The 206-nt window shown below is 59.7% G+C and carries 2 tRNA genes; both read right to left on the reverse strand.

Going from position 1 to position 206, the window contains the following annotated elements:
- Window positions 1–76, reverse strand: a tRNA-Ala gene (locus QQL85_RS26610).
- A 53-nt stretch (window positions 77–129) separates the two neighbouring features.
- Window positions 130–205, reverse strand: a tRNA-Glu gene (locus QQL85_RS26615).
- Between the last annotated feature and the right edge of the window lies 1 nt (window position 206).

Below are 206 nucleotides of genomic sequence, written 5' to 3' on the forward strand. Positions count from 1 at the left end.
TGGTGGAGCTAAGCGGGATCGAACCGCTGACCTCCTGCATGCCATGCAGGCGCTCTCCCAGCTGAGCTATAGCCCCGGATTTCTAGCCTCTCGGCCCAGCGACATATTGAAAAATCGCTTGTGCAAAACTGGCGTCCCCTAGGGGACTCGAACCCCTGTTACCGCCGTGAAAGGGCGGTGTCCTAGGCCACTAGACGAAGGGGACG

Origin of the sequence: Pseudomonas putida (assembly GCF_030159595.1) — a bacterium.
In the GTDB taxonomy this organism is placed as follows: domain Bacteria; phylum Pseudomonadota; class Gammaproteobacteria; order Pseudomonadales; family Pseudomonadaceae; genus Aquipseudomonas; species Aquipseudomonas putida_AC.